General features: G+C 72.5%; 19 protein-coding genes. 8 read left to right on the forward strand and 11 right to left on the reverse strand.

Going from position 1 to position 20,302, the window contains the following annotated elements:
* Nucleotides 1-5 precede the first annotated feature (5 nt).
* The 5 genes from HD597_RS43750 to HD597_RS43770 are packed head-to-tail and all read right to left on the reverse strand — an operon-like array spanning nt 6 to nt 4,017.
* Nucleotides 6-938 carry a cation diffusion facilitator family transporter gene (locus tag HD597_RS43750; protein ID WP_253751681.1) on the reverse strand — a complete coding sequence of 311 codons (933 nt, stop codon included), beginning with the start codon at nt 936-938 and terminating at the stop codon, nt 6-8.
* 49 nt (nt 939-987) lie between these two features.
* Nucleotides 988-2,094 (reverse strand): SIS domain-containing protein, encoded by a 1,107-nt coding sequence (locus tag HD597_RS43755; protein WP_253751683.1) that lies wholly within the window; start codon nt 2,092-2,094, stop codon nt 988-990.
* On the reverse strand, nt 2,091-2,258 hold the full coding sequence (locus HD597_RS43760; protein ID WP_138710780.1) for a Trm112 family protein: 168 nt from the start codon (nt 2,256-2,258) through the stop codon (nt 2,091-2,093). Before HD597_RS43760 ends, HD597_RS43755 begins: the two co-directional genes overlap by 4 nt.
* Nucleotides 2,255-3,604, reverse strand: a complete 1,350-nt coding sequence (locus tag HD597_RS43765) for a phosphomannomutase/phosphoglucomutase (protein WP_253751685.1) — start codon at nt 3,602-3,604, stop codon at nt 2,255-2,257. Before HD597_RS43765 ends, HD597_RS43760 begins: the two co-directional genes overlap by 4 nt.
* Before the next feature lie 44 nt (nt 3,605-3,648).
* Nucleotides 3,649-4,017 carry a DUF3499 domain-containing protein gene (locus tag HD597_RS43770; RefSeq protein WP_080042876.1) on the reverse strand — a complete coding sequence of 123 codons (369 nt, stop codon included), beginning with the start codon at nt 4,015-4,017 and terminating at the stop codon, nt 3,649-3,651.
* A 381-nt stretch (nt 4,018-4,398) separates the two neighbouring features.
* Between HD597_RS43770 and HD597_RS43775 the strand changes: the two genes are divergently transcribed.
* Both HD597_RS43775 and HD597_RS43780 read left to right on the forward strand, forming a co-directional pair.
* Nucleotides 4,399-4,758, forward strand: coding sequence for a metallopeptidase family protein (locus HD597_RS43775; protein ID WP_253751687.1), 360 nt, complete (start codon nt 4,399-4,401; stop codon nt 4,756-4,758).
* 82 nt (nt 4,759-4,840) lie between these two features.
* Nucleotides 4,841-5,224: a VOC family protein gene (locus tag HD597_RS43780; RefSeq protein ID WP_253751689.1), complete on the forward strand. Its 384-nt coding sequence runs from the start codon at nt 4,841-4,843 to the stop codon at nt 5,222-5,224.
* 178 nt (nt 5,225-5,402) lie between these two features.
* On the opposite strand, the gene HD597_RS43785 is transcribed toward HD597_RS43780, so the two are convergent.
* Nucleotides 5,403-5,642, reverse strand: coding sequence for a hypothetical protein (locus HD597_RS43785; protein ID WP_253751692.1), 240 nt, complete (start codon nt 5,640-5,642; stop codon nt 5,403-5,405).
* 216 nt (nt 5,643-5,858) lie between these two features.
* Between HD597_RS43785 and HD597_RS43790 the strand changes: the two genes are divergently transcribed.
* Entirely contained in the window at nt 5,859-6,686 is an 828-nt protein-coding gene (locus tag HD597_RS43790; RefSeq protein ID WP_253751694.1) for a class I SAM-dependent methyltransferase, read from the forward strand.
* A gap of 42 nt (nt 6,687-6,728) precedes the next feature.
* Nucleotides 6,729-7,352: a TetR/AcrR family transcriptional regulator gene (locus tag HD597_RS43795; protein ID WP_253751697.1), complete on the forward strand. Its 624-nt coding sequence runs from the start codon at nt 6,729-6,731 to the stop codon at nt 7,350-7,352.
* 146 nt (nt 7,353-7,498) lie between these two features.
* On the opposite strand, the gene HD597_RS65205 is transcribed toward HD597_RS43795, so the two are convergent.
* The 4 genes from HD597_RS65205 to HD597_RS43815 form a co-directional block, all read right to left on the reverse strand.
* Nucleotides 7,499-8,806, reverse strand: a complete 1,308-nt coding sequence (locus tag HD597_RS65205) for a DUF5719 family protein (RefSeq protein WP_276083178.1) — start codon at nt 8,804-8,806, stop codon at nt 7,499-7,501.
* Nucleotides 8,807-8,849: 43 nt separating this feature from the next.
* Nucleotides 8,850-12,008 (reverse strand): glycosyltransferase family 2 protein, encoded by a 3,159-nt coding sequence (locus tag HD597_RS43805; protein WP_253751700.1) that lies wholly within the window; start codon nt 12,006-12,008, stop codon nt 8,850-8,852.
* A 115-nt stretch (nt 12,009-12,123) separates the two neighbouring features.
* The gene (locus HD597_RS43810; protein ID WP_020546325.1) at nt 12,124-12,384 is read right to left on the reverse strand and encodes a WhiB family transcriptional regulator; all 261 of its coding nucleotides are present in this window, start codon (nt 12,382-12,384) and stop codon (nt 12,124-12,126) included.
* 318 nt (nt 12,385-12,702) lie between these two features.
* Entirely contained in the window at nt 12,703-14,817 is a 2,115-nt protein-coding gene (locus HD597_RS43815) for a hypothetical protein (protein WP_253751704.1), read from the reverse strand.
* Between the two features lie 181 nt (nt 14,818-14,998).
* Here HD597_RS43815 and cofD point away from each other — a divergent pair, with 181 nt between their 5' ends.
* From cofD to HD597_RS43835, 4 genes are all read left to right on the forward strand, one after another.
* Nucleotides 14,999-15,937 carry a 2-phospho-L-lactate transferase gene (cofD, locus tag HD597_RS43820; RefSeq protein WP_253751707.1) on the forward strand — a complete coding sequence of 313 codons (939 nt, stop codon included), beginning with the start codon at nt 14,999-15,001 and terminating at the stop codon, nt 15,935-15,937.
* Nucleotides 15,934-17,208: a coenzyme F420-0:L-glutamate ligase gene (locus HD597_RS43825; protein ID WP_253751711.1), complete on the forward strand. Its 1,275-nt coding sequence runs from the start codon at nt 15,934-15,936 to the stop codon at nt 17,206-17,208. Before cofD ends, HD597_RS43825 begins: the two co-directional genes overlap by 4 nt.
* 78 nt (nt 17,209-17,286) lie before the next feature.
* Nucleotides 17,287-18,024, forward strand: a complete 738-nt coding sequence (locus HD597_RS43830; protein WP_253751714.1) for a lytic polysaccharide monooxygenase — start codon at nt 17,287-17,289, stop codon at nt 18,022-18,024.
* Nucleotides 18,025-18,065: 41 nt separating this feature from the next.
* On the forward strand, nt 18,066-18,527 hold the full coding sequence (locus HD597_RS43835) for a TspO/MBR family protein (RefSeq protein ID WP_253751717.1): 462 nt from the start codon (nt 18,066-18,068) through the stop codon (nt 18,525-18,527).
* Between the two features lie 9 nt (nt 18,528-18,536).
* On the opposite strand, the gene HD597_RS43840 is transcribed toward HD597_RS43835, so the two are convergent.
* Entirely contained in the window at nt 18,537-20,285 is a 1,749-nt protein-coding gene (locus HD597_RS43840; protein WP_253751720.1) for a substrate-binding and VWA domain-containing protein, read from the reverse strand.
* Nucleotides 20,286-20,302 lie beyond the last annotated feature (17 nt).

Consider the following 20,302-nt stretch of genomic DNA (forward strand, 5'->3'; position numbering starts at 1 on the left):
CCGGGTCAGCCGGTGGCGGAGGTGCTCTTGAGGCGGTCCAGATCCGGCTCCAGGTAGATCACCCGGGCGATCGGCACGGCCTGCCTGATCCGCCGCTCGGCCTCGTCGATGCCGTGCGCGACCTCGGCCGCCGTGTCGTTGTGCTCGACCGCGATCTTCGCGGCCACCAGCAGTTCCTCCGGGCCCAGGTGCAGCGTGCGCATGTGGATGACGCGCGAGACCTCGGGCGCGCCTTCGAGCGCGACCCTGATCTGGTTCTCCACGTCGGGCGAGGCGCCCTCACCGACGAGCAGCGACTTGGTCTCGATGGCGAGCACGACCGCGATCACGGCCAGCAGCACGCCGATCATCAGGGTGCCGATGCCGTCCCAGACGCCGTCGCCGGTGATGACCGCCATCGTCACGCCGAACAGCGCGAAGATCAGGCCGAGCAGCGCGCCCAGGTCCTCCAGCAGGATGACCGGCAGCTCGGGGGACTTGGAACGGCGGATGAACGACACCCACGACTGCTTGCCGCGGACGGCGTTCGACTCGATGATCGCCGTACGGAACGAGAACGTCTCGGCGATGATCGCGAAGATCAGCACCGCGAACGCCCAGATGGGCGCCTCCACCTTGTGCGGGTCGGAGATCTTGTGCACGCCCTCGTAGAGGGAGAAGGCCGCGCCGATCGTGAACAGCACCACGGCCACCACGAAGGCGTAGAAGTAACGCTCGCGCCCGTAGCCGAACGGGTGTTCCTTCGTCCTGGCCCTGGCCGCCCGCTTGCCGCCGACCAGCAGCAGCACCTGGTTGCCGGAGTCGGCGACCGAGTGGATGCCCTCCGCGAGCATCGAGGAGGACCCGGTGAAGAACGCTGCCACGAATTTGGCCACGGCAATGGACAGGTTCGCGGCCAATGCCGCAATGATCGCTTTAGTTCCGCCGCTCGCGCTCACCGGTCTACTCCAGTCATAAAGATCACCTACAAAGGCCCGATAGGGGATCCTATTGGGAAATCCTTGCCTTTACCTCAGTGATCGCTGACACAGGGGTCGGGTCGATGTCATAACCCAGCGCCAGATAGGTGCTCGCATAGTCGCCGAGCCCGATGAGGCTCGCCATTCGCTCCAGCGGATGCACCCCGTCGGCCGTCAGCTCGGTGACCGGCACGTCGCGCTCGCGGGCCAGCCGCAGCGACGCCTCGCGTCGCCGCGTCACCTGAGGGTGCTCCTCCACATCGCGCAGGACGACGAGCCTGAGAGTGCGGCCCGCCGTGTCGGCGAAGATGTCACGCTCGGCCATGGGCCCGTCGAGGGTCGCCACCTGGTGGTGGTCGGCCTCGGGCAGCTCGCCGTGGATGGCGGGATATTTCGCGTTCGCACCGAGCTGGCAGACCAGCCGGTACGCCGCCACGGACGCCGCCGGAGACGACCCCCAGATCATCGGCACGCTCTCGGCCAGGTCCATCGCCAGCGACTTGCCCGGGTTGACGAACGACTCGCTCGACGGGCGGCACCGGTTCGCCAGGTCCTCCAGCGACCTGGCCACCCGCTCGAACAGGCCGGCCTCCACGGACACCAGCCGCAGCGCCGCCGCCGCCACGATCGGGGGAATGCTCAGCAGCCACAGGTTGGCCCTGGACTGGCCGGTGACCGGCACCGGCACGTAGACGGCCGACGCCTGGGTGGCGATGGCCTCCAGCGGGGTGCCGGGAGCGCCGACGCCGAGCAGCGTGCAGCCGCGCCGCACCGCCTGGGTGGCGACCGACAGCGTCTCCTCGGTGGTGCCCGAGCCGGAGACGGCGATGACCAGGTCGGTGGCCCCCACCCAGCCGGGGAGCTGGTAGGAGCGCAGCGTCACGATCGGCAGCGGCGCGCCGTTGCCCACGACCGCCGCCAGGATGTCGCCGGCGATGGCGGAGCCGCCCATGCCCGCGACCACGATGGCACGCGGGCGCCCGTGGTCGGCCAGGCGATCGAGCCGCGCCTCGACGGCGGTGCGGTAGCCGGTGCGTACGTGCGCCGCGGAGGCCGCGACGGCCGGGAGCATGCCGCCAGGGTCGCCCTCACCGAGGTGACGCTGGTCGTCAAGCCGCTCCGGCTCCCAGGTCACGGCTTCCTGGCCTCGTCGACGAGCAGGACGGGAATGTCATCCCGGACCGGGTAGATCAGGCCGCAGCCGGTGCAGGCGAGCTCCTCCGCCTCGTTCTCGGCCCGCAGCGGCGCCTTGCACGCCGGGCAGGCGAGGATCTCCAGCAGCCAGTCGTCGATCTTCAATCTGACACCTTTCCCACAATGGCGAGGACCTCGTCCCTGATCGCCGTCATCTTGCTCTCGTCGGCCGCCTCGGCGTTCAGCCTGAGCAGCGGCTCGGTGTTGGACGCCCGCAGGTTGAACCACCAGTCGGGCCCGCTCACGGTCAGCCCGTCGAGCTCGTCGAACTCCCCGCGCCCGGCGAACGCCTCCCGCACCCGCCGCAGCGCCTCCGCCTGGTCGGAGACCGCGCTGTTGACCTCGCCGGAGGCGTGGTAACGCGAGTAGGCCGCCACGACCTGCGACAGCGGCCGCTCCTGCTCCCCCAGCGCGGCCAGCACGTGCAGGGCGGCCAGCATCCCGGAGTCGGCGAACCAGAAGTCCCTGAAGTAGTAGTGGGCCGAGTGCTCGCCGCCGAACACCGCGCCCGACCTGGCCATCTCGGCCTTGATGAACGAGTGGCCCACCCGTGTGCGCACCGGCACGCCACCGTGCTCGCGCACGATCTCCGGCACGCCGAGCGAGGTGATCAGGTTGTGGATGATCGTGGAGCCGGGGTACTTGGCCAGCTCGCGCACCGCGACCAGGGCCGTGATCGCCGACGGCGAGACCGACTCGCCCCGCTCGTCGATCACCCAGCACCGGTCGGCGTCGCCGTCGAAGGCGAGCCCGAGGTCGGCGCCGCTGTCGACGACCGCCCGCTGCAGATCGACGAGGTTCTGGGGCTCCAGCGGGTTGGCGTCGTGGTTGGGGAAGGCGCCGTCGAGCTCGAAGTAGAGGGAGGTCAGCTCGATCGGCAGGCCCTCGAACACGGCGGGGACCGTGTGGCCGCCCATGCCGTTGCCCGCGTCCACGACGACCTTCAGCGGCCTGATGGCGCTCAGGTCGACCAGCCCGCGCAGGTGGTCGGCATAGCCCTGGAGCAGGTCCTTCTCGATCACGGAGCCGCCGGGCGCGGCCGTCGTCCCGACCAGCTCCGCCGCCCTGTCGCGGATCTCCGTCAGCCCCGTGTCGCCGCCGATCGGCACCGCGCCCGACCGGCACATCTTCATGCCGTTGTAGCGGGCGGGGTTGTGGCTGGCGGTGAACATCACCCCGGGCAGCCCCAGGCTGCCGCTGGCGTAGTAGAGCAGGTCGGTCGAGCCCAGCCCGGCGTGCACCACGTCGGCACGGCGCGAGCGGGCGCCCCTGATGAAAGCCTCCGCCAGCAGCGGGGACGACTCGCGCATGTCATGCGCGACCACCACCGACCGGGCCCCTGTCACCTCGACGAACGCCGCCCCCACGGCCTCGGCGGTCGGCTCGTCCAGCTCGTCGGGCACCACCCCGCGAACGTCGTACGCTTTGAAGATCTTGGCGAGGTCGCCCACTCTCCAGCTCCGCCCCTCGGTCGTTTCCGCCCTACAGGACGAGCCTACCGGTCGCGGTGCTGCTGGGCCGATCTCAGAACACGCAGGTGCCCGCGGCGGCTCACCTCGACGCCCTGGCCGACCGGCTCGCCGCCACCGGAGGACGTGGGCCGCGCCGCCTCCCTGACCGCGTTGGCCAGCGCTTCGAGATCGTCGGAGCTGGGCGAGGCGCCGTCCGTCGGCAGCCGCACCACCTCCCAGCCGCGGGGGGCGGTCAGCCGCTCGGCGTGTTCGGCGCACAGGTCATAACAGTGTGGCTCCGCGTACGTCGCCAGAGGGCCGAGAACAGCGGTCGAGTCGGCGTATACGTACGTGAGCGTGAAGACGGCAGGCTGGCTGCAGGCGGTGCGGGAACAGCGGCGGACGGGGCTCACGGAGGGACCGTATCTGGTAAGAGTGCGAGGCGCCACTACCTGAGCGCTCTTAACGAGCGTGTCGCCACAATTCGGACACCTGTCGCAGCGTTTCCACCCACATGCCCCGAACCCTCCTCCCCTTCCCCCGGCACCGCCCTCCCCGGCTTCCCCACCTCGCGACCTGCCCAATCCTCCGCACCACCTCGATCTTGCCCGCACCGCTCCCGCGGATCCGGGAGGCAGGCCCGTGCCATCGCCGCGATCTCCCCAGGGCGGCGCTCCAGGGCATCGGGGAAGCGGCCCCGTACACTTGCACACGTGATACCCAAGCGCGGTCCCCGACGGCGCGATCGCCACGGTCGCGGTCTCCGCGGCCCGCTCGCTCCCTCCCACGTCCCCATGGCCAAGTCCCGCAGCGAACGCTTCGACGACCTGGTGCTCGACGCGGTGGACCGCCTCAGGCCCCGCTGGGAGAGACAGCTGTCGGCGGTGGAGTTCGCGGTGGAGGACGTCCCGCCGCTGAGCGAGCTGGGCGACGGCCCCCGGCTCAACTCCGAGCCGATCCCCTTCGGCCGCGCGGACGCCGCCACCGGCCAGTCCCCCGCCTCCATCGTGGTGTACCGCCGGCCGCTGGAGGCCCGCGCCCGCGACCGGGACACCCTGGGCGCGATGGTGCACGACACGGTGGTGGAGCAGGTGGCCACCCTGCTGGGCCTGACCCCGGAAACCGTCGATCCCGGCTACGACGACCGCCGCTAGCCCCGATCCTCTCCGGTCCGCAGCGATGAGTTCTGGACGAACCACGAGTCCACCTCAGCGAGCAGACGACAGGAGACTCAACATGGGCGAGCAAGCCAGCACCGCGATCACCGGCATCAGGACCGTCGGCGTCCCCGTCACCGATCAGGACCGTGCCGTCGCGTTCTACGTGGACGTCCTGGGCCTGGACAAACGCTTCGACGCCCCGGTCGAGCAGCTCGGCGGGCGGTGGATCGAGGTGGCGCCTGCGGGGGCCGCGACCACGATCGCACTCGTCCCCGCGGGCCCGGACGCGAAGCCGGGTGTCGAGACGGGGATCAGGCTCACGGTGGCGGACGCGGCGGCGCTGCACGAGAAGCTGGTGGAGCACGGCGTGGAGGTGGGCGAGTTGCTGCGCTGGCCGGGCGTGCCGCCCATGTTCGGCCTGCGCGACCCGGACGGGAACGGGCTGGAGGTCGTGGAGTAGGGGCGCTCCGCGCTCTCGTACGCGATGGGCGAGCAGCCGGGCGACGAGGCGAACGACCTGGAGCCCGACGCGGCACGTCCCGCGCGGTGAGCCGCCGCCCCGCGGCATGACGAGGGGCCCCTCCGCGGGCGGCGCGAGCCCGCCGCCCGCGGAGGGGCCCTGTCGCCTGATCGTCGGATCAGAGCGCGAGACAGCCCACGAGCGGGACTTCCGGCGGAACGACCACGGCACCGGCGGGGTCGGCGGCCGTGCCGGTGGCGCAGTTGGCCATCAGCACCGGATCCATCTTCTGGACCGACTCCAGGACCGCGACCTTGGCGGGATCGACCACGGCGTGTGCGGCCGTGGCGGGCAGGACCAGCCCGGCGGCAGCGGCGATCACCCCGGCGACGGCGATCCTACGGGGGGATGTCTGCACGAGAACCTCCTCGAAGTGGCTTTCGGACTATCACCCTCTGCCACCACGTCACCGTGACACAAGGTAGCGGATAGTTACGATGAGTTATCTTCGCCGACCTGCATCTCTGGCCACACCGGCCACTTTCGGCCCCTCGGATGACGGTTGACGCGGGCCCGTGGGCGTCTCACCATGAACATAGGTTCATGAACATAGGTTCATAGAGGAGGGAGCGCGATGGGCACGATCGTCAACGCCGAGCAGGCGCAGGCGTGGAACGGGTACGAGGGCCGGCACTGGGCCGACAACCACGACCGGTACGACGCCACGAACAGCGGCTTCAACGAGGCCCTGCTGGAGGCGGCCCGGATCGGGGAGCACGACCGGGTGCTCGACCTCGGCTGCGGCAACGGGCAGATCACCAGGCTCGCCGCCCGCGGCGCCCAGCACGCCGTCGGGGTCGACCTGTCGAAGCCGATGCTGGAGCGGGCCCGCACGGTGGCCACCGCCGAGGGCGTCCCGAACGTCACCTTCGAGTGGGGCGATGTCCAGGTCCACCCGTTCGAGCCGGGCTCGTTCGACGTGGCGGTCAGCCGGTTCGCCGTGATGTTCTTCGGCGATCCGGTCGCCGCGTTCGGCAACGTCGCGAGGGCGCTGCGGCCTGGCGGCCGACTGGCCTTCGTGACGTTGAAGGACCCGGGCGGCACCGACCTGGGCGCGGTCCTGGCCGCCATCGGCGGGCTCCTGCCCGGCCGGCGGCCGGCCTCCACGCCGGATCGGTCGGGCCCGCTCTCCCTCGCCGACCCCGACCGGATCCGTGAGGTGCTCACGGGGGCGGGCTTCGGCGACATCACGGTGACACCCGTGGAAGCCATGGCCGAGATGGGCAGGAACGCCTCGGACGCGGCCGAGTTCCTCAGCGGCTGGGGCCCCGTCCGGCACCACCTCGCCGGCGCCGGCCCGGCCCCGGTCCGCGCGGCCCTGGAGGCCGCGTTCCGTGACTTCGAGGACGGGGACGCCGTCCGCGTCCGCACCACCGCCTGGCTGGTACGGGCCGGGCTCTGAGCAGGCGTACGGCGTCGCGCCCTACCTCGGTACGGTGTCCTGGTGTCACCGAGAAAAGCGCCGGCACTCCACGGAACCGACCTCAGCCTGCGGGAACACCTGGTCGCCACGGCCGAACGCCTGATCGCCGAACGCGGCACCACCGGTCTGACCGTCCGCGCCATCGCCCGCGAGGCCGGCGTGGCCGACGGGGTGCTCTACAACCACTTCGCCGACAAGGAGGAACTGCTGGCGCTCGCCGTGCGCGCCCACGTCCGCACGGTGGGGCGGGGCATGGGCGCGCTGCCCAGCCCCGGCCACGGTTCCGTCCGGGAGAACCTGCGGGCCCACGTCCTGTACGGCATCGCCTTCCACAAGGCGGTGCTGCCGGCCTTCGCCGGGCTGATCGACCGGCCGAAGGTCCTCGACGCGTTCGCCGCCGGCGGTGTGCCCGGGGAGGACTGGCGTGATCGGCTCCGTGGATATCTGCAGGGCGAGGTCGAGCTGGGGCGGCTCGCGGCGGACGCGAGGGTCGACGCGGCCGTGGCGATGATCGTCGGGGTGTGTCACGAGACGGTTCTCACGGGGCTGCTGTACGGCTCCTCCGACTCTCAGGAGGTGACCGTCGAGTTCGTCGACGACCTGGTGGGCGTCGTGCTGGACGGCGTCGGGGGTGCGCGGGCCTGAACCGCGTCCGGGAGTGAAGCGGCGGCCGGGATCGCCACGGTCCGCGATGCTGCGGACATGCTCCGTCACGGGGTCCGGCTGCGGCGCGGCGGCGAGCAGAGGTCCCCTACAGGGCGAGCCGCCGGAGGTGGTGGACCGCGCCCGGTTCAGGGGGCGACCACGTCGTACGTGTGCGCCAGGGGTGGGAGCATCGTGAACATCCGGGCCGGGGCCAGGGGCTGGGTGGTCAGGAGGACGCCGGTTCGCCGGCGTTCCTCCACCAGCCTGCCGCCGTACACCTCCCCCGCCACCGGCGTGACCACCACCGCGAAGTCCCCCTTCGCCGTCAGTTTCACCGCCCGCGTCCGCCCGGCCGGCACCTCCACGTCGAACGGGGCCTGCGCCGTCCCCTTCCCCGGCACCACCTGCACCCGCACCTTGCCGGGCTGGGCGCCGAGCGCCGTCAGCAGCAGTTGTGAGCCCGTGGCGTTGCGGGCGACGGCGCTGCCCAGGGCCAGGGACGGGGTGCCGGCGGTGAAGGCGACGTCCGAGCGTTCTCCCGTGCCGGTGGCGATCAGGCCGGCGACGATCGGGGTCGGGGAGGTGAGGACCAGGGCGGCGGCGGAGCCGGCCACGCCTGTGGTGACGTCCAGGGCGGTCACGCTGTTCGCCGGGACGTCCAGCGTCTCCCGGCCCTTCATCGCGAACTGCGCGTCCGCGGTCACCGCCTTGATCTCCACGACGGCGTCGGTCTCGCCGGGGGCCGCGACGAGGAGCCTGCGCAGGCCGCCGCCTCCGGGGACGCCCGGTACGACCACGCGGGTGGACGGCGGGGCCGCCGCGGGGAGCCAGTCCACGCCGCCCGTCTCCGGCGTCGCCCTGGCCGCGACGGCGACGCGGCCGAACGTGGTGGTGACGCTCACGGCCATCACGTCGGCCGACGGCGCCAGGGTCTTCAGGTCGATCTCCCTGTGCTCGCCCGGCGCGATCTCCAGGCCGAGGCCGGCTTCGCTGGAGATCCGGCCCTCCGCCGCGTACACCTGCACGTCCGCCAGCGCGGGCGCCTTGTCGGCGTTCGTGAGGTGCAGGCGTACGTCGGCGTTCGCCGGGCCGGGGCCCAGCAGCCAGGTCTCGGGGGCGGGCTCCGTGCAGCGGACTCCGGCCAGGCCACGCGCGGCGCCCGCGGTGGCGCGGGTCAGGTAGCCGGCCTCCAGGCCGCCGGGGCCCTTGGTCACGTACGGCTTGCCGTTCTCCATGGTCTCGCCGTTGAGCGTGCCCGGCAGGTACACGTTGACCTGCTCCCCCTTCGTCCCCGGGCACACCGCGGTGACCGACTCCACGGCGACCTTGCGCGGCTGAGCGGGGGCGGGCGGGGTGACGGCGGGCCTGGTGACGTACGCGATGCCGTACATGGCCGCCAGGGACACGACGACCAGCACCAGCAGGCCGAACCTGTTGTCCACGAACCTCTTCATCGCGCACCCGCCACGTCCGGGAGCCGGGTTCCCGCCGCCCGCATCACGCACCCGCCAGTGCCACGGCGGGCGGGGTGTCGGCGGGTTCGGGCCGGCTGCGGCCAGGTGATGCCAGGAGGGCGGCCACCAGCAGCAACGCCCCCTGCGCCCACAGCCACACCGTGTGCAGGACGCTCACCGGCTCGACGGGGACGCGGGTGACCGGCTCGGCCAGGCGCCACAGGCCGCCGCCCGTCTCCGACAGGCTCATGCGTTCCAGGGAGGGCTGGGAGTCGAGGGTCCTGGCCAGTTCGGGCGAGACCGGGGGCGCCACGGCGACCATCGCGATGCCCTGCGCGGCCAGCGTGGCGGCGTCGCCGCCACGACCGCCGACGAGACCCTGTACGGCGGCGCCCACCCGGTCGCGGGCCTGGGTCTCGGCGGGCAGCTCGGCCTCGCCGATCAGGGGTGTACGCCCGTGCAGCACCGCGAACCCCGTCCCCTTGATCACCAGAGTGCGTTCTCCCTGCGCCGTACGGGCGGCGGCGAGCGCGGGCAGCACGTCCCTGGCGTCGCCCACCAGAGGCCCGCGCACCCCGCCGACCACCCAGTAGCCGGCCGCCAGCAGCGGCGTGCTGAACGCCACCACCACCATCGCCGTCGCCCCCAGCCGCCGCAGCCCGCCTCCGGCGCGCAGCTCGGCGAGCCGGTGGGCGGTCAGGCCCACGAGGACCACCAGCCCTGTCCCGGCGATGGCGAGCGGCACGCCCGGCCACACCTTCGCCCCGTCGACCGTGATGCGGCTGACCAGGACGCCCGCCAGCACCCCGTACAGGGCGACGCCCCAGCCGATGGCGACGATCAGGCGCTGTCGGCGCATGAGGAGTGCGGCCAGCGCCGCCGCCACCAGGCCCGCCGTGACCCAGAACGGCGGCAGTCCCGGGCCGCCTGGGCTGAGTGCGAGCAGGGCTTCCGGGGGGAGGGACGGGTTCACCAGGGCCGGGTTGTGCAGGCCGGCCTCCAGGAGGATCCTGCCGGGATCCGTCACCAGGCCGGCCGTCCAGGGCAGGAGCAGCACCGGTGGCACGGCGAGGACGATCGCCATGGACACCAGCGCCTCACGGCTCACCCGGCCGCCCGCTCCCCCGCCTCTCCTGCTCAGGACCCCGCCCCGGGCTCGGCCTCGCCGCCCGCCGGCCCGCCCACGACGGCCGCCATCAGCGCCGGCGGGGCTGCCGGCGGGGCTGCCGGCGGCGCCGGCGCCGAAGCCAGGGCCAGGGCCGGGCACGAAGCCGGAACCAGGGTCAGGGCCAGTGGCGGGCGTGAAGCCGGAGCCCGGGCCGTGCGCGGGGGCGAAGCCGGAGCCCGGGCCGGTGGCGGGGGCGAAGCCGGAGCCGGAGCCGGTGGCGAAGGTGCCCGATGGCGTGGCAGTGTCCGAGGCGTCGGCGTCGGCCGTGGCCTGGCCGCGGCCACCGCCCGCCAGCCGCCCGAGCCCGACCGCTCCCAGCACCCCCAGCACCGCGAACAGCGGATACACCAGCGGCACGAACGCCATCCCGACCGTCAGCCACAACCCCAGCGCCCAGGCGGCCCGCCGGGCCCGCCTCCGGTCGGGAGCCAGCAGGATGATCCCGAGCAGCCAGGCGTACACGGGAAGCAGCACGAACACCACGGCCGTCCCCAGCCGCCCGCCCGAGATGGCCCCCGTGGCGACCGGCAGCAGCGCGTACGTCCCCGCCGCCCACGCCCGGGCGGGCACGGACGGGATGAGGTGCCGCGTGGCCAGGTACGCGGTCGCGCCGGCCAGCGGCACCGAGCCGAGCAGCAGCATGGAGACGGCCAGCCAGGTCTTGCCGAAGGCGAGCGTCGAGAGGGCGGCGAGCACGGCCACGTACGGCGGCGCGGGCGCGGTGGAGCCGAGCCCCACGTCGTGGAAGCCCTCCAGGTAGAACGCCCACAGCTCGGCGGCGCCGCCCGTCACCGGCACCAGCGCGCCCCCGCCGAGCCGTTCGCCGCCCAGCAGCGACCGCTCGGCCAGGAGCGAGACGACGGTCAGCGCGAACATGAGGATGACCCCGGGCCGGCCGATGAAGCGCTGGAAGGCGCCGCTGTCGGAGGGCGGGACGGCGTCCTGCTCCTCGCCGTGGGCCGCGTGGTGGTGCTGGCCGGCGGCGTCGACCGGCGCCTCGCCGGCGAGGAAGCTCTGCACCATGTCGGTGAGGCGCCGGTAGGCCGCACCCCGAGGGGTCATAAGCCGCTTTATGCGGATATATCCCTTCTTGCGGCCGTGGCTGCGGGCCCGCCGCGCCCGCAGCAGCCTGAACGGGTGCACCAGGACCGAGGCCATGGCCACGACCTCGTCCAGGGCGTTCGCGGGCTGCTTGCTGACGATGAACAGCAGCGTGCGGAAGAAGGAGCCGAGCACGTTGCGCAGCAGCGCCCACATCATCGCCATGAACGGCAGGTTCGCCATCACCACGAAGATCGCGTTGCGCCGGTCGAGGCGGCGCGGATGGTCGCCGCTCACCGTGATGCGCCGCCGCCTGCGGGCCGCCGCCTCGGCGTGCCAGGCCACGGCGGAGGTCACGTTCAGCACCTTGTGGCCGGCGTTGCGCACCCGCCAGCACAGGTCGAGGTCGTCCCTGAACAGCGGGAGGAACGGATCGAGCCCGCCCGCCTTCTCCCACACGTCCCGCCGGATCAGCATCCCGGCCGTGGACACCGACAGGACCTCCCGCGTCCCGTCGTGCTGCCCCTGGTCGAACTCGCGCGGCTCCAGCCCCGTGTCCCTGCGCCCGGTGCGGCCCACGGTGACGCCGAGCTCCAGCAGCCGCCTGCGGTCGATCCAGTCGAGCAGCTTGGGGCCGAGCACGGCGGCCTTGGGATCCTGCTCGGCCGCGACCAGCAGCATCTCCAGCGCGCGCCTGTCGGGGGCGCAGTCGTCGTGGAGCAGCCAGATCCACTCGTCGCGCCCGGCGGACGGCAGCCGGTCGAGCGCCTTGGCAACCGACTCTCCGAAACCGGTGGAGCGGGGCAGGGAGATCAGGTTACCGGGGCCGAGCGTCTGGCCCAGCAGGCCGGCCGAGCCGTCCCTGCTGCCGTTGTCGACGCCCGCCACGCGGTCCGGCCTGCGGCTCTGGTTGATCAGCGCGCGCAGGGTCTCCCCGAGCCAGCGCGCGCCGTCATGGGAGACGACGATCGCGGTGACGTAGGGACGGGACATGGGTGGGTGACTCCAGAGGGGAAGATCAGGCGGCCCCACCATACAGGTGCAAGCGGTTCAGGAGATGCGAAAAGGGTCACACGGCTTCCCGCGTGACCCCTTCCCCCCTTATCAACTACACCGCCTGGCGCTTGATCCGTCTACGCTCCCTCTCGGACAGCCCACCCCAGATGCCGAACCGCTCATCGTGCTCGAGTGCGTATTCCAGGCACTCGGCACGGACCTCGCACGATCGGCAGACCTTCTTGGCCTCTCGGGTGGAGCCGCCCTTCTCAGGGAAGAACGCCTCCGGATCCGTCTGAGCGCACAACGCACGCTCCTGCCAGCCGAGTTCTTCAGCGTCAAGCTGATCCTGTGCGATGACCGGATCGGTCACTGCACACCTCCCTGCCGCCCGCCCGCAATGGAGCCCCCCATGGACGCCTTCCTTAGTACCCACCCACGGGAAGGCGTAACAACATGGTTGTAATTACACGCGTGTGCTGCACGTGCCGTCAAGCGGCATGCAGCTATCCGGGGAAAGACCAGATCTCGCCCCGGTGTGCTCGTCATGTGATGTTCGCACCGGGCCGACGCCTGACGGGCATGGCATCGGCCTGGCTCGTTCAACGCTCTCAGCGGTCGGAACCGTACCAGGGCGGGAAAGACACCCGCCCGTGGCCCACCTTCTCTCTAGCCGTTCATTGCCGGTCCGTTACCTGCGGGGCTCGTTGGGGGTGTATATGGCTGTCGGGTCGATCGGGTCGTCTCCGGGACGGCGGTGGTCGCCGCCGTAGCCGCCGCCCAGCGACGCGGGATCGATCCGCATCGTCGACTCGCCGCCCTGCGCGTCCGCCGGCCAGCCGCCCTGCTGCTGCGCCTGCTGTGGCTGCTGCGGGGCCTGGTGGGTGGGCTGGTACTGGCCCTGCTGCGGCTCGTACCCGCCGTGCTGGGGCTGGGCCGGGGGCTGCTGCTGGGGGTGCCCGAACGGGTCGTCGTACGGCCTGTTCTGCTGGCCGCCGTACTCGGGGACGCGCAGTTCGGGCTGGGTGCCGACGTTCGACTGGTACGTCTCCGCCTGCTGGTAGGCGTCCATGAGCTGCTGCGAGCGCGGGTCGACCGGCGGATCGGGCTCCTGGTAGGCGGGCGGGGTGGCGAACTCGTGACCCGAGTAGCCCGTGAACGGCTGGCCGCCCTGCTGCTGGCCGCCCTGCTGCTGGTCGAACCCGCCCTGCTGGTCGAACCCGCCCTGCTGGTCGAACGCGCTCTGCCCGAAGTACGGCTGCTGCTGGCCGAACTGCTGGGGCTGCTGGGGCTGCTCGGCCTGCGGCGGGTACTGCACGTTCGGCGTCGTGTCGCCGGACGGGTAGGCCGGCTCGGCCGAGGCCGCGTACAGGTTGGGCTGCTCGGCCGGGGGCGCGTACGGGCTGGGCTGCTCGGCGGCGGGCGCGTACGGGTTGTCGGCGGCGGGCGCGTACGGGTTGTCGGCGGCGGGCGCGTACGGGTTGTCGGCCGGAGGCGCGTACGAGCCGGCCTGCTGCTCCGCGGGCGTGGGGAAGGGGTCGTTCGCGGCGGGCGCGTACGGGTTCGGGCTGGCCTGGCCGTACAGGTTCGGCTGGCTGTCGGCCGGGACGTACGGGGCCGGGGTGTACTCGCCGGCGGGCGGGGTGGTGTAGTCCGGGGCGGGCGCAGGGGCCGAGGGGGCCGTGTCGGCCGGAGTGTACTGGCCGAAGCCCTCGGGGGCGTAGGGCTCGGGCTGCGGCTGGTCGGAGGAGGCGGGGGGCAGCGCGCCCCTGATCTGCGGCGCCGGCTGCGGGGTGTAGGCCGCGGCCTGGGGCTCGGGCTGCTCCGGCCGGCCGCCGAAGCTGGGCGGCTGCTGTCCGTAGCCGGGGGTGGAGGGGGGCTGCTGGCCGTAGCCGGGAGTGGAGGGAGGCTGCTGGCCGTAGCCGGGGGCGGCCTGACCGTAGGCGGGGGCCGAGGGGGGCTGCTGGCCGTAGCCGGGCTGCGGGCCGGGCATCGGCTGCTGGCCCGACATCGGCTGCTGCCCGTACGCGGGCGCCGCCTGCGGGTCCTGCTGGCCGAACGGGTGGTCCTGCTGGCCGGGCATGGGCTGCTGGGGCGAGGGCTGCTGGCCGGACGGAGGCTGCTGGCCGTACGCGGCGGCGGCCTGCGGGTCCTGGTGGCCGAAGCCGGGCTGCTGTCCCGAGGGAGGCTGCTGGCCGTAGGCGGGCTGCTGGTCCTGGGGACCGCCGAACCCGGGCTGGCCCGGCGCGGGCTGCTGGCCGAAGCCGGGCTGGCCGTAGCCGGGGCCCGCCTGGGGCTGGCCCTGGGGGTTGTACTGCTGCTGGTCGAAGAACCCGGGCTGCGGGCCGAACTGGCCGTGGTACACCTGCGCGGCGGGCCGCTCCGGCAGCACCTGGGGCAGCAGGTAGACCAGGGCGATGGCGGTCAGCGCGAGGGTGGGCACGCCGAGGAGCACGTACTCGATCGTGGCGCGGGCCCCGCCTCCGGCGAACAGCCCGGCGAACAGCGCGAGCATGCCGAACACGGCGGCGAGCAGCAGCCCGGCCGCGGCGCCGTACGTGATCGGCTTCGCCTTGGCCGACGGCTCGCCCACCTTGGTGACCAGCAACACGGCACCGAGCAGCAACGCCGTCACGATCGGGCTCGTCACGCCCGAGAAGTTCGAGACCGCGCGTTCGGTGAAGGACGACGAGCCGGACGAGCCGATCAGGATGTGCCCGATCGCCAGCACCACGTTCAGCAACCCGGCGACGAGCATGACCCAGGCGGCCGGCTCCTTGAGCCGGGCAACGTCAAATTTGCTCACAAGTACCCCCATCGGACCCTTTAGCCCGAAGGGAGTTTGCCACATCACTGACTCACCTGCCGGGAGTCCCAGGAACCTCTTCCATATCAAATCGTCCAATACCTGGCAGTACACCGATGACAATAAGCTGAAAACCGGTCCCAAGCGGGCGCTGTCAGAGCCCGATGGAAGACTGGGCCGCATGCACATCGTGTCACTAGCCGGCGGCATCGGCGGCGCCCGCTTCCTCAGGGGGCTGCGCGCGACCGCACCCGACGCCTCGATCACCGTCATCGGCAACACGGGCGACGACATCACCCTGTACGGCCTGCGGGTCTGCCCCGACCTCGACACCGTGATGTACACCCTGGGCAACGGCATCGACGAGGAGCAGGGCTGGGGCCGGGCCAAGGAGAGCCACGTCGTCAAGGAGGAGCTGGCCGCGTACGGCGTCGAGCCGCAGTGGTTCGGCCTGGGCGACCGCGACTTCGCCACCCACATCGTGCGCTCGCAGATGCTGGAGGCGGGCTACCCGCTCTCGCAGATCACGCAGGCGCTCTGCGCCCGCTGGCAGCCCGGCGTGCGGCTGCTGCCGATGAGCGACGACCGCTGCGAGACGCACGTCGTGATCAAGGACGAGCGCGGCAAGCGCGCGATCCACTTCCAGGAGTGGTGGGTACGCCTGCGCGCCTCGGTGCCCGCCCAGTCGTTCGCGCTGGTCGGGGCCGACACCGCCAAGCCGGCCCCCGGCGTGCTGGAGGCCGTCGAGCAGGCCGACGTGGTGATCCTGCCGCCGTCCAACCCGGTCGTCAGCATCGGCACGATCCTTCAGGTCCCGGGCATCCGCGAGGCCCTGCTGCCCAAGACCGTGGTGGGCGTCTCCCCGATCATCGGCGGCGCGCCGGTGCGGGGCATGGCCGACGCCTGCCTGACGGCGATCGGGGTGGAGACGACCGCGCAGGCCGTGCTGGAGCTGTACGGCCCGGAGCTGATCGACGGCTGGCTGGTGGCCGAGGAGGACGCCGGGGTGGCGCTCGACGGCGTGCGCGTGCTCGCCCGCCCGATCCTCATGCACGACGCCGAGGCCGCGGCCGACATCGCGCGCAGCGCCCTCGACCTGGCCCAGGAGCTGTCCAGGTGAGCGAGGCGACCCGCATCGAAGTGATCCCCGTGACCGGCATCGGCGAGGTGCGGCCGGGCGACGACGTCGCGTCCCTGCTCGCCGGCGCCGGCCTGCTCGACGGCGACATCGTCGTGGTCACCTCCAAGATCGTGAGTAAGGCCGAGGGCCGGGTGCGGCAGGCGCCGGATCGCACCCAGGCCATCCTGGACGAGACCGAGCGCGTGGTCGCCAGGCGCGGCGACACCGTGATCTCCCAGACCAGGCACGGCTTCGTCATGGCCGCCGCCGGGGTCGACGCCTCCAACACCGAGCAGGGCACCGTGCTGCTCCTCCCGGAGGATTCCGACGCCTCGGCCAGGCGCATCAGGGCGGGGCTGGGCGGGCGCGTCGGTGTGATCGTGTCCGACACGTTCGGGCGGCCGTGGCGCAACGGGCTCACCGACGTGGCCATCGGCGCAGCCGGCGTGCTGCCGCTCGACGACTACCGCGGCACGTCCGACTCCTACGGCAACCAGCTCAGCGCCACGGTCACGGCCCTGGCCGACGAGATCGCGAGCGCGGCGGAGCTGGTCAAGGGCAAGCTCGCCGGGGTTCCGGTGGCGATCGTGCGCGGGCTGGCGCACCTGGTGACCGAGGACGACGGGCCCGGGGTCCGGCCGCTGGTGCGGGGGGCCGACGACGACCTGTTCCGTTACGGGTCGCGGGACGTCGTGTTCGCCCGCCGTACGATCAGGGAGTTCTCCGAGCGGCCCGTCGATCCGGAGGCGGTGCGCAGGGCGGTCGCGGCCGGCATCGCGGCGCCCGCGCCGCACCACACGACGCCGTGGCGGTTCGTGCTCCTGGAGTCGCCGCAGACCAGGACGAAGCTGCTCGACGCCATGCGCGAGGCGTGGATCGCCGACCTGCGCGGCGACGGGTTCTCCGAGCAGTCGATCGCCAAGCGGATCAAGCGGGGTGACGTGCTGCGCAACGCTCCCTACCTGGTGGTGCCGTGCCTGGTGATGGAGGGCTCGCACACCTACAGGGACGATCGGCGCAACGCCTCGGAGCGGGAGATGTTCATCGTGGCGACGGGCGCCGGGGTGGAGAACTTCCTGATCCAGCTCGCCGTGGAGGGGCTCGGCTCGGCGTGGGTGTCGTCCACGATGTTCTGCCGCCCGGTCGTCCGCGAGGTGCTCGACCTGCCCGAATCGTGGGATCCGATGGGCTGCGTGGCCGTCGGCCATGCCGCCGCGCCGCCGCGCGACCGGGCGCCGCGCGACCCCGCCGACTTCATCGTCACGCGCTGACAGGCGGTAAGCCGGGCGTTTACCGTTAGGAAACTTTCCTTTACATTGGGGCCAACCCCCCATGTGAAGGAGCACTTCATGAGAAGGACCCTCACGTTAGTCGCCGTGGTGGTGATCGCGGTCGCCACCACGGTGTTCAACACCACCCCGGCGTTCGCGCACGGCTACGTGCTCACGCCGCCCTCCCGCCAGGCGAACTGCGCCCAGGGCAAGGTCTCCGGCTGCGGCAACATCATCTACGAGCCCCAGAGCGTGGAAGGCCCGAAGGGCCTGCGCAGCTGCCACGCCAACCTCGGGCAGTTCGCCCAGCTCAGCGACGAGAGCAAGGCCTGGCCCGTCGCCTCGGTGGGCAGCTCGGTGACCTTCACCTGGACGTTCACCGCCAGGCACGCGACGTCGAACTACGAGTACTACATCGGCAACACGCGCGTGGCCGTCTTCAACGGCAACGGCCAGCAGCCGCCGCAGACGATCTCGCACACGGTCAACTTCTCCGGCTACTCGGGCCGGCAGAAGGTCCTGGCCATCTGGAACATCTCCGACACGGCCAACGCCTTCTACTCCTGCATCGACCTGAACATCGGCGGCGGTGGCGGCAACCCGACCCCGACCCCCACCCCGACCGTCACGCCGACCCCCACCCCCACCCCGACCCCGACGACGACCACGCCTTCCGGCACCTGGCGGGCCGGCACGGCCTATGCCGCCGGCAACACCGTCACCTACAACGGCGGCACCTACCGGTGCCTCCAGGCGCACACCGCCCTCGCGGGCTGGGAGCCGCCGAACGTGCCCGCCCTCTGGGCACGCGTGTGACAACCTTTTGAACCGACGCGGGGCGGGCAGGGGCACGTGCCATGAACAGGACCCTGCTCGCCACCGCGCTCGCCACCGGCGCCGCCGCCCTCGCGGGCTCGCTGGCCACCGCCCCCGGCACGGCCTGGTACAAGCGGCTGCGCAAGCCCGCCTGGCAACCCTCGCCCCGGGCCTTCCCCCTGGTGTGGACCCCCTTGTACGGGCTCATCGCGTACGGCGGAGCCCGCGCCCTGACCCACGGCGACGGCCCTGAGCGTGACGCCCTGGCCCGCGCCCTGGCCGGCAACCTGGCGCTGAACGCCGCCTGGCCGGCCCTGTTCTTCCGCGCCAGAGCCCCGCGCCTGGCCCTGGCCGAGCTCCTGCTGCTCAACGCCTCCAACGCGGTGCTGATCCGGCGGGCCCTGCGCGCCGACCGTACGGCGGGCGCGCTCCTGCTGCCCTACGCGGCGTGGACGGTCTTCGCCACCGCGCTCAACGCCTCCATCGCCCGCCGCAACCGCTGAGCGGCGCTCCTAGGCCGTCGGCTTGCAGGTCGGGTGGCACAGCCGGCGGGCCAGGGCCGCCAGGAAGACGTCGATGATCTCTCCCGGCTCCTCGGCCTCGTGCAGGGATCCGTTCGTGACGGCCGTGATCTGGGACAGTCCGGCCCGATCGACGCCCTTGCCGAACGCGATCACGATGATCTGCACCGGCCGGTCCGGGTTCCACTCCCGCTTCAGCCGGTCGAGCAGGTGCGCCAGATCCGTGCCCTTGCCGTCGTCGCGCCCGGCCGTGATCACCAGGAGGACGTTGTTCATCTCCTCCCGGTAGTCGCCGCTCACCCGGCGGAACCCGCTGAGCATCGAGTCGTACAGGGAGCTGTCGCGCTTCGGATGCGCGGTGATCGTGCTGGTCAGCTGGTCCAGCCGGCTCCGCCGGATGACCTGCCCCGTCTCGGGCTCGGTGATGGGCCCGAGGCCGACGTGCTGGCGATGGCTCCTGATCCCGCCCACCTTGTCGGCGAACTCCCACAGCCCCATGTGGGTGGAATCGGGGAAGAGCTGGAGGCCGATCTTGGCCGCGTCGAGCGCCACGCTCACCCGGGTCCGGCCGTTCAGCGGCTCGGCCATGTGCTTGGAGGTGTCGGCCAGCACGAGGATGTTGGTCGGCGGGGCGAGCCTGCTCCAGGCGCGCAGGGCCTCGTCGATGTCCTGCGGCGACACCGAGGACCTGGTCCTCGGGGCGGCGGAGGGGATCTGCGGGCCGGGCGAGATCGGCCCCTGCGTGCCGTCGCCCGACCGGAAGCCGGCCCGGCGCACGATCTCCTGCGCCTGCGCCCCCTTCAGCCAGCCGGCGAAGACGGTGGAGGCCTCGGCGACGTCGGGGTCGGCGGCGGTGACGACGTACGGGTAGTCCAGGTTGATCGTGCCCTCGCGCGGGTGCAGGGCCACCACCGGGTCCGAGGAGGGCCGCAGGTTGTGGTTCCACACGGACTGCTCGGGCACGATGACGACCGGCCGCTGCCAGAACGTGTGGTCGTCCACGGCGGCCAGCATGCTGCGGTAGTCGGGCGCGGACCCGGCCTGCGCCCACCGGACGAACGCGGTCAGCGCCTTGTCGGCGTCGGGCCCGGTGCCGACGACGTCTCTGGCCGCGGCCACGGTGGCGATGCCCGCCCCGGCCAGGGAGGGGTCGGGCACCCGTACGACGTCCGGCTCGTCCGCGTTGGGCGTCAGCCGCCCGCGTACGGTCGAGGGGAAGACCATCCGCCAGTTCATCTCCGTCCGGCCCACCGAGAAGCGCTGGGCCAGCGACGATCGGGTGGCGAAGACGAGCGGCGAGGTCGCCACCACGCTCTCCCCCGCCGGCAGCGAGCTCGCGCCCTGCTGGCGGGCCAGCCTGATCCAGGCCGAGGAGTCGGCGATCCAGCCGTCGGGCCGCTCGGCCAGCACGCCCGCCCGGTCGCCGATCAGCGTGCGCAGGACGGTGGCCGGCGGCTGCTCGGTCACCTGGACCAGCACGCACCGGCCGCCCACGGCCGTCTTCGACTCGTTGAACCGGCCCGCCGCCTCCATGACCGCCGGGGCCACGTCCACCGCGGCGGCCACGTTGACCAGAACAGGCTCTCGTGTGCTGCACAGCACTCCGCCGCCGCCGAAGATCACGACGAGGCCGGCCGCGACGATGGCCACGGCCGTCAGCCCTGCCAGCATGCCGCGCTGGAGCGCCTTCCTGCGCCGCTGCTCGGGGGCTAACGCGGCGCGGTGCCGACCCAACCGCACGGTGAACCTCTCTCCAC

This window comes from Nonomuraea thailandensis (assembly GCF_024172165.1).
GTDB classification, from domain to species: Bacteria; Actinomycetota; Actinomycetes; order Streptosporangiales; family Streptosporangiaceae; genus Nonomuraea; species Nonomuraea thailandensis.

Coding starts and splice junctions, on each gene's coding strand:
- HD597_RS43805 (WP_253751700.1), bottom strand. CDS start 12,008: ATGTCCCGTCCCTACGTCACCGCGATCGTCGTCTCCCATGACGGCGCG.
- HD597_RS43775 (WP_253751687.1), top strand. CDS start 4,399: ATGGCCAAGTCCCGCAGCGAACGCTTCGACGACCTGGTGCTCGACGCG.
- HD597_RS65205 (WP_276083178.1), bottom strand. CDS start 8,806: ATGAAGAGGTTCGTGGACAACAGGTTCGGCCTGCTGGTGCTGGTCGTC.
- HD597_RS43835 (WP_253751717.1), top strand. CDS start 18,066: ATGAACAGGACCCTGCTCGCCACCGCGCTCGCCACCGGCGCCGCCGCC.
- HD597_RS43830 (WP_253751714.1), top strand. CDS start 17,287: ATGAGAAGGACCCTCACGTTAGTCGCCGTGGTGGTGATCGCGGTCGCC.
- cofD (WP_253751707.1), top strand. CDS start 14,999: ATGCACATCGTGTCACTAGCCGGCGGCATCGGCGGCGCCCGCTTCCTC.
- HD597_RS43780 (WP_253751689.1), top strand. CDS start 4,841: ATGGGCGAGCAAGCCAGCACCGCGATCACCGGCATCAGGACCGTCGGC.
- HD597_RS43790 (WP_253751694.1), top strand. CDS start 5,859: ATGGGCACGATCGTCAACGCCGAGCAGGCGCAGGCGTGGAACGGGTAC.